The sequence below is a fragment of the Carboxylicivirga sp. M1479 genome (assembly GCF_007097485.1).
Classification (GTDB): domain Bacteria; phylum Bacteroidota; class Bacteroidia; order Bacteroidales; family Marinilabiliaceae; genus Carboxylicivirga.
In genome coordinates, this window is record NZ_VKDE01000056.1 from 1 (window position 1) to 7,929 (window position 7,929).

Annotated in this window: 5 protein-coding genes; 2 read left to right on the forward strand and 3 right to left on the reverse strand. The window is 35.3% G+C overall.

Annotated features, from left to right (window positions below):
• Positions 1 to 1,027: 1,027 nt before the first annotated feature.
• Positions 1,028 to 1,300 (forward strand): hypothetical protein, encoded by a 273-nt coding sequence (locus FNN09_RS20470; protein WP_143304357.1) that lies wholly within the window; start codon positions 1,028 to 1,030, stop codon positions 1,298 to 1,300.
• A 458-nt stretch (positions 1,301 to 1,758) separates the two neighbouring features.
• Positions 1,759 to 4,065 carry a tetratricopeptide repeat-containing sensor histidine kinase gene (locus FNN09_RS20475; RefSeq protein WP_143304358.1) on the forward strand — a complete coding sequence of 769 codons (2,307 nt, stop codon included), beginning with the start codon at positions 1,759 to 1,761 and terminating at the stop codon, positions 4,063 to 4,065.
• A gap of 82 nt (positions 4,066 to 4,147) precedes the next feature.
• On the opposite strand, the gene FNN09_RS20480 is transcribed toward FNN09_RS20475, so the two are convergent.
• The 3 genes from FNN09_RS20480 to FNN09_RS20495 all read right to left on the reverse strand — a co-directional run bounded on the left by FNN09_RS20480 (position 4,148) and on the right by FNN09_RS20495 (position 7,875).
• Entirely contained in the window at positions 4,148 to 6,049 is a 1,902-nt protein-coding gene (locus tag FNN09_RS20480) for a methyl-accepting chemotaxis protein (RefSeq protein WP_143304359.1), read from the reverse strand.
• 304 nt (positions 6,050 to 6,353) lie between these two features.
• The gene (locus FNN09_RS20485; RefSeq protein WP_143304360.1) at positions 6,354 to 6,872 is read right to left on the reverse strand and encodes a chemotaxis protein CheW; all 519 of its coding nucleotides are present in this window, start codon (positions 6,870 to 6,872) and stop codon (positions 6,354 to 6,356) included.
• Positions 6,873 to 7,539: 667 nt separating this feature from the next.
• On the reverse strand, positions 7,540 to 7,875 hold the full coding sequence (locus FNN09_RS20495; RefSeq protein WP_143304362.1) for a DsrE family protein: 336 nt from the start codon (positions 7,873 to 7,875) through the stop codon (positions 7,540 to 7,542).
• Positions 7,876 to 7,929: the final 54 nt, after the last annotated feature.

Sequence of the window (7,929 nt, forward strand, 5' to 3'; positions counted from 1 at the left end):
TCGATTTTATCCTGAATACCCATTTCTTCGATAGCTCGTTCTAAGCGCTTATAAGCAATGGCACACCATGGGCATACCACATCGGATACAACATCTATTTTTATCTTATCGTTCATTGCTATTTTGGTATTTGTACTCAATGTGCAGCAACGTTTAATTACAGTTGCTTTATAGTTAAACCCCGCAGCTTAGCTCTTGTTCGAATAACATGCACGGCAATTGCATTTAACGTTCAACCACGTTGTGGTTGTTGGAAATTAGCATCTATCATTACCCTGCACTTAATAGTACAGGGCTATACGTATTCAATCCTGTCAGGATTGTAATTAAAAACCACGAATGTGGTTTAATATGAATAAGCTCAGATAGAATCTGTGGTTTACTGCCTGCTTTTTTGAGAATCCTAAATGGATTCAACTTTTAAATGCAATTGCCGTGGTATAACAAACTCTCAATATATAATATTAAATACAATTGTATACTTTCGCAACAATGATGGGTGATGTTGATGCAGTATTATTTCTATCTTGTTTTGAGCAAGTGCTTCATCGCAAAGAAATTTATATGCTTCAAGTAAGGTGATAAATGCAGTACATACGATTCTGTGGCTTTCATTTGCATGGGATGATACAGGTATTGGTGCATGAATCGCTTCCAAACTAAATCATAAAATTAAGTAACATATATCAATAGCGTCCTAAACGTTATTATTCAATGCTCTGAACGGCTTGTTGAGACCTGGCCTCAGCCAATGAACCAAAAAACAAGTTTGATTTGGCGTTTAAAAATTGATTTCTGTTTGAGTCTTTTGGAGGTACGTAAAAAGGCGAGTTTAATCAATTTCAGTCAATCAAAGGTAGTTTTTTGAGTGAAGTGGGTGGAGCCTTGATCTTTTTTCCTTAGTTTTTATGATCAAGAATATCGGAACAATTAAGAATTGAGTATTCTTAATTGTTTCAGCATAAAGTTGGGTTTGGGCGGATAGCCCAAGCAATTAAATTAATTAGGACAACATTGAACATATATCATGGCCGAACTATTCAAAGATTTATATTCCAAAAAGTTCTTCGCAATACTTAGTAAGGCTCTGAATGAGGTCGTTAGTGACTTTAATCAAGAGCAATTCATCGACGACATATATGATTCGGAATGGAAGAGCAAAGAATTTAAACAGCGCATGTACCATGTATCTTTTGTGCTCAACAACTATTTATCAGATAACTTTCCAAAAGCAGTAGAGCAGCTCCATGAGCTTATTGCTGAATTCAACAAAAAGATCAATGATCTCATCTTTGCTTAATGGCTCTAATGTCTCGCGATTAATCATGCCTACAAAGATCACTTATAAGCAGGTTTATTTATACACATTTGTCTGCTAGCTTATAAACAATAGTTCGTGATTTTATCAACACATTCGCGAAAAATTTATGTTTTTGAAAAGAGTAGCTGAGTCGTTACAGACAAATACTTTTCAAGTTAATGCCCCAAAGATAAAGGAATAATAATTTTGGCAAGAAATTGCTTTCTGTAATTGAAGATTGATAATAACTACTATTACAATGATTAGGCTAAACCCTGAGTTCAACATGCGTATTTTTAGATGAAAGCACTGTTGGCATCAATAAAAGACTGCATCGAATTAAAAAACAATTAAATAACGATTAGAGCAATAAGCAATTAAAACCATGTTTATTCCAAAATTTAGCAATCGTATTAACAAAAAATAAGTATTTTGACCCTCCCAAAATCTTGAATCATATGCGAGTCGTCTTTGTCCTACTTTCCATACTAATACTTATTATACATCCAAACAAGTGTCTGGGGCAGTCGGCAGAAGAAAATAGTCCGGAAGACAAGTTGTTACAACACCATTTAAGGGATACCGTAAAAGTTGATTTGCTAAATGCGGCTGCAGATGCTATGCAAAATATTTCACCTGACAAGGCATATAAATACCTAAGTGAGGCAGGTGAGATTGCCGATGAACTCAACTATGATAAAGGAAGAGCTGATTACCTTACACAAATGGCATTGTATTATTATGTGTCATCTGAATTTGAAAAAGTACTGGAGTACACCAATAAAAGTTTGACGATAAACAAGCGTATAGGCGATGAAAAAGGAGCTGCAAAAAACTATTATTACATAGGTAAGATAAACTATTTCCAAGGCAATGTTGATCAGGCAATCGATTATTTAAATAAAGCATTGAAAATTCAAATCGCTTTAAAAGACAGCACTGCCATTTGTTATACCTATGCGAGTTTGGGAACCAATTACGCTGATATTGGTAAATATGATTTAGCATTGGAGTATGAAAAGGATGCTCTTGAGATAGCATATAACATAAAGGATGATAAAACAATTTCGTTCGCCCTCAATAATTTGGGAGTAGTTTATGAACTTCATGGTAATTGGCCCAAGGCTCTTGAGTGTTACCAAAAAAGTTTACTAATTGATGAGCGTCAAAACAACTTTAAAGATGCAGCTGTAGCAGCCTCCAACGTTGCTAACATATTAAAAACGCAAGGCAATTTTACCGAAGCATTGGAACACTGTGAAAAGGGTTTAGCGTATTCAAGAAAAGTTGGCTATAAAACAGGTCTTTGCTATAACTATGAATACATGGCTCATATTTATGCGGCTCAGCAAAATTACACCAAGGCATGGGAATACCAGCAGAAGACTTTATCCTTACAAAAAGAAATTGGTAATCAACAAGGTGTTGTTATAGCTTACAGAGATCTTGCAGACATTTTAGTGTTGCAAAATAATTATGATGAAGCAAGCAACTTCTATCATAAAGCCATTAAACTCAGTCAAAAAATATCATACAAAAGGGTTGAGGTTAGCAGCTACATCGGTCTTTCGAGAATTAATAGTAAGCTTAAAAACCACCAAACAGCCTATTATTTCAGCCAAAAAGCTAACAAAATGGCTATTGCAATAGACAATATCGAACTCATTAGTCAAAGCTCAGAAGCATTAGCACGCAGTTGTGAAAAATTGGGAAAATACAAAGAGGCCTACCACGCACACACTACCTTTAAAACAATGAGTGACAGCCTGCACAACGAAGCCAATGTAAGGCGCATTAGTGGTTTGGAGCACGAATACAAAGCAGAGAAAGAAAAAGCATTGTTACAGTTGGAACAACAAAAAAAGGACCGCCTACAAGCCGCTGAACTCAAAAAACAGAAACTCTTCAGAAATACCTTTATTATTGCCTTTGTATTTATGATTTTGTTGGCTCTAAATATTTGGCGCGGTTTAGTTGAAAAGAACAAAATCAATAAACTATTATTTGCCAAAAACCTTGAAATAAAGAAACAGGCAGAAGAGCTCATTAAAACCAACCAATCGCTTAAGCAGCTGTCGCGATTTAAAGAAGATATGACCAATATGTTAATTCATGACTTGAAAAATCCTTTGTCGACCATGATACATGTTGATATTTTATCGGAAGTAACCAACAAAGATGAGTTGGTTAAACATTTAGCGTTTAAGATGCTGAATATGATTGAAAACACACTTGATTTATACAAACACGAATCAGTAAAGCTGGTTGTAAACAAAGAGAAAAACGACTTAAACACCATAATCAATAGTGCAGTTGAAGAAGTTGATTTCTTAGCCAAGTTTAATCAACTAAGTTTTAACATCTCACAAGAGCATAGCTTTGAAGTAAATGCTGATTTAATTGTTGTGCGAAGAATATTCGTTAATATTTTATCTAATGCGGTTAAATTTTCATCACAAAATAATGTTATCAGCATCCATACAAAAGCATTAGAAAATAACACCCTAAAAGTGATTATTCACAACAATGGCTCTTATATCGATATAGACCAACAAAAACACATCTTTGAAAAGTTTGGTCAGTTAAAATCTAATTCCAACAGTAAAATGCATTCTACGGGTCTGGGACTCAACTATTGTGTTTTGGCTGTTGAAGCACACAATGGAAAAATAGGTGTTGAATCAAGCAAAGAAAAAGGCACTAGTTTTTGGTTTACCTTGCCCGAAGCTAAGCTTGTAACTAATACGGAAGTGGCGGAGATATAATCTGCTAGAAGAATTCTTAACTAAAAAAGGCGACTACTTAAAAAGTAATCGCCTCCGTAAAGGAAATGCATATAAGCAGTACTTAAATATTTTCGTATTCTTCAGCCAAAACCTTTTCATCTAGGTCTAAATCAATTAATGGCTGATTTCGTTTAGTAAAACCTGGTCTTACAACTTCACTTTGTACATTTCTTTTAAAGGAATTTGTAAACCCTTTATTTTGCTCCTGCATTTTAAAGAAGGTTGTTAACTCATTTAATTCCACAGCCTGACGAGCCATTTCTTCGGAACTACTTGCCATTTCTTCAGCCGCAGAAGTGTGCTTTTGGGTTACCATACTTAACTGCTGCATAGCATTGTTTACCTGACCTACGCCCACTTGTTGTTCCTGACTGGCAGTTGAAATTTCCTCAACCAACTGTGTTGTTTTTCTAATTTTTGGCAACAACTCTTTTAATTGCTCATTCGATTCCTCGGTAGCCTTTTGCCCCTTTTGAGTAAGGTCTACAATTTCTTGTGCTGCCAACTGGCTACGTTCAGCTAATTTGCGAACCTCAGCTGCCACAACAGCAAACCCTTTACCCTGATCGCCAGCACGCGCTGCTTCAACAGCTGCATTAATGGCTAATAAATCGGTTTTCTCAGCAATTTCAACAACTACTTTAATGCGTGAGTTGATGTTTCGTACTGACTTAGCACTCTCATCAGATGCTGCAGTAACGCCCTCCATAGCCAAAGTTGTATCTTTGGATATTTGGTAGGTCTGATTTGCATTATCGGTATTCTGCTGAATATTAGCTGCCATTTCTTCCATTGATGAACTTACTTCTTCGGTGGAAGCAGCCTGCTCATTTACGCCACTTGATATTTCTCCAGCATTGGCACTTAACTGAGAACTAGCAGTTCTGAAGTTGTTAGCCCCATTTTTAAATGTTCCAACAATGTTGGTCAAGTTGGTAAGGATACTTCCTACAGAACGAGCGAAATCGCCGATTTCATCTTTACGCGTATCAAATCCATCTGGTATTGTCAATGTCAAATCACCATCTGCAATACGCTGTAAATCAATATTTAATTGCTTAAACACAAAGCCCATTAATCGGGAGGTAGTGAAGTTAACAACAATCAACACTAAAGAGATAATAAGTAAAATTATAAATAAACCAGTGATTGATGAACGTAAATCACCAAAAGCATTAGCCATTGTATTCACACTTTCATCACTAACTCGAATTTCAAAATTATCCAATTCACCCTCAAGTTCACTATTGATATCATTAATATCTTCAACGTTCGCGATGTAACGATTGGCTAAATCCATTAGAACTTTATTGGACTCTCCTGCCTGCAGCACCATGTCTACAAATTTCGTGTTTTTTAAGGCTTCGTAATCCGATGCTACATTAGCCTTAAATTGATCCAGAACTTTCAGCAGTTCGTTCTTAACCCTAATATCATCTTTCAAACTCTCAAATAACAATTGTAGCTGAAAATTCAAGTCTGAAGCATTTTTGGCCCCCACCAAAACATTTCGTTCTAAAGTTGATACTTGCGATCTTGTACTTTCACCTATTAAACGATTCGTTACCATTTCTATGTAACCATCAGATTGCTTTTTAGCACTGTTAGTTGCCGTATAATAGTCCCTTTCTATTTCAACATTAGAAATTCTGTTTTTTTCAACACGATCAAGTTTTGAAACGATACCGTTAATAAGAACTAATAACTCATTATCGTCAATGCTACTTTTTGCTAAATTCAAGTGTTGTTTTACTTCACTTAATGACTTTTCTTCAGACACATACTTCATAATTTCAGTATGTAACTCCCCTAATTCATTAAGGTTATCCATACCGTCTTTAGTATCATCCAAAATTGAACCAAGTTTTGAATTAAATACCAATGCAAATGTAATGAGCAGTCCTATAAAAACTAACTGCCCCGCAACTCCTAAAAATAACTTCTGGGTAATTCTTAAATTCATAATCGTTGATTGTTATACGTTCCTTTTTATATCATTGAAGTAGCTAATTGCCTATTTGGCAGTGTAAAAAAGGCAACTCTAAACCTCAAAGTGATATTTACGATCTGCGCAAGAGGAGATTGCAAAACCATAAAACTTTTATATTGAGAATAATTTAAACCTTTATTTTGATATTGACAGTCCACATGTTGTGCTGATAATATCATTTCAAACATTCCACATTAATGTATGCTACATTAGCCTTATTAGACACCATCATGCAGCTCTGCCAAAACAATAACTACTTATTAAATTAATTCTCTGTTTATTCTGCTACTAACTCCTCTACTTCAGCTTCTTCTTCATCCTCTTTTTTAAGATGAATAATTTCATCTGCATCAATAGCTGCCTCAATATTTAAAAGCATCACAAATTCATTCTTACGATATACAACACCTGATACATATTCCGAATCGTAACCCTTCCCTACCTCTGGTATAGCTTGAATTTCTGCGGCTTCAATTTCAATTACATCTACTACTTTATCAGACATAGCACCTACAATTTGCTCATTCCCATTCAAATTTAGGTTCAAAACCATTATTACAAAGCGCTCGCCCTCTTCATAGACGGCTAAGTCAAATTTTTGACGGGTATTCACAACAGGGATAACATTGCCTCTAAAGTTAACTACACCTTCAATGGCATCAGGGGCCTTTGGTAGCGAAGTAATACTATGGTCTTCCGAAGTTTCAATAATCTCTAAGACTTGTTCTACCCCAATAGCAAAAAGCTCTCCTTTAAGGCGAAATGTCAAATACGATTTCATTATTTTTTCAGTCATCTATTATAATCTTCTTTATATGAACAACTTAATTGATAGAAATTGGAAGCTGGATAATTTTACGTGATGTATTATAAGCACAATCAACAGCAACTGTTTGTTTAATATCAATTTTAAGCGCACAAAATTAGTTCAAGCTAATAATCCGGAGCCAATAATAAGGAGTTGTTTAGGAGCATCCAAAGTACTGTTTCAGACTAACCCTAAAGGGTTAGTGCTCTCGGGTATAAATAATCAATTTATCGAAAAATAACACTCAGTAAAAACCCCTTACAATCTAGCACACACATCAGATTATTCCACAACAACAAATCAATATTGAATTTAGCAAGATGAAATGATCCCTGAGAATTGCATCACACCCAGTAGCATGATTGAATTTGACGAGTTCCATATGGCATTAAAAAAATCACATGAAATGTTTTTATGTCTCTATTTATTCATCATCATAAAGAAATACTATTCAATAACTCTTCGTATTCTTTAAATCGATGCTTTCGTATTGGTCGCACTTTTGGTTCTGTTGAAAAGTACAATAGCAAACAAGGTTTGATACTTTTATAAGCATCAATATATTCGTAGCGGATGAGCTCCTTATTTCTGATGCGTTGCTTAATTTTATTGTGGTAGGGATACATCTTTAACAAGGTTGGAAAGTGAACAACGATTATATTGTCAATACCTTTTCATTATTTTTTAAGTAGGCCGTTAATGGTTCGCCCATATATCTCACATCCACACCCAGGCTCTTTATTTTATCGCTTACACCAAACTGATCGGCACAGGCCTGACAAGCTTCCACATGAACACCGCCTGCAATCATTTCTTTCACTTCGGCTTGCACTGCTGCATTTTCGCCAAGTAATTGGGCCGATGCTCCCCATATAATAACATTAACCTCATCCCACCATCCATTTTTTACGGCATTTACGCTATACATGCTTATCATCTTTGAAATGGTATCACGATTGGTGGTAGTCCACAAAATATTGATCTTATCCATATTAATCTATTTTATATTTTATTTCTGACTCAGTAGTTCACTTAAAACTTGCTT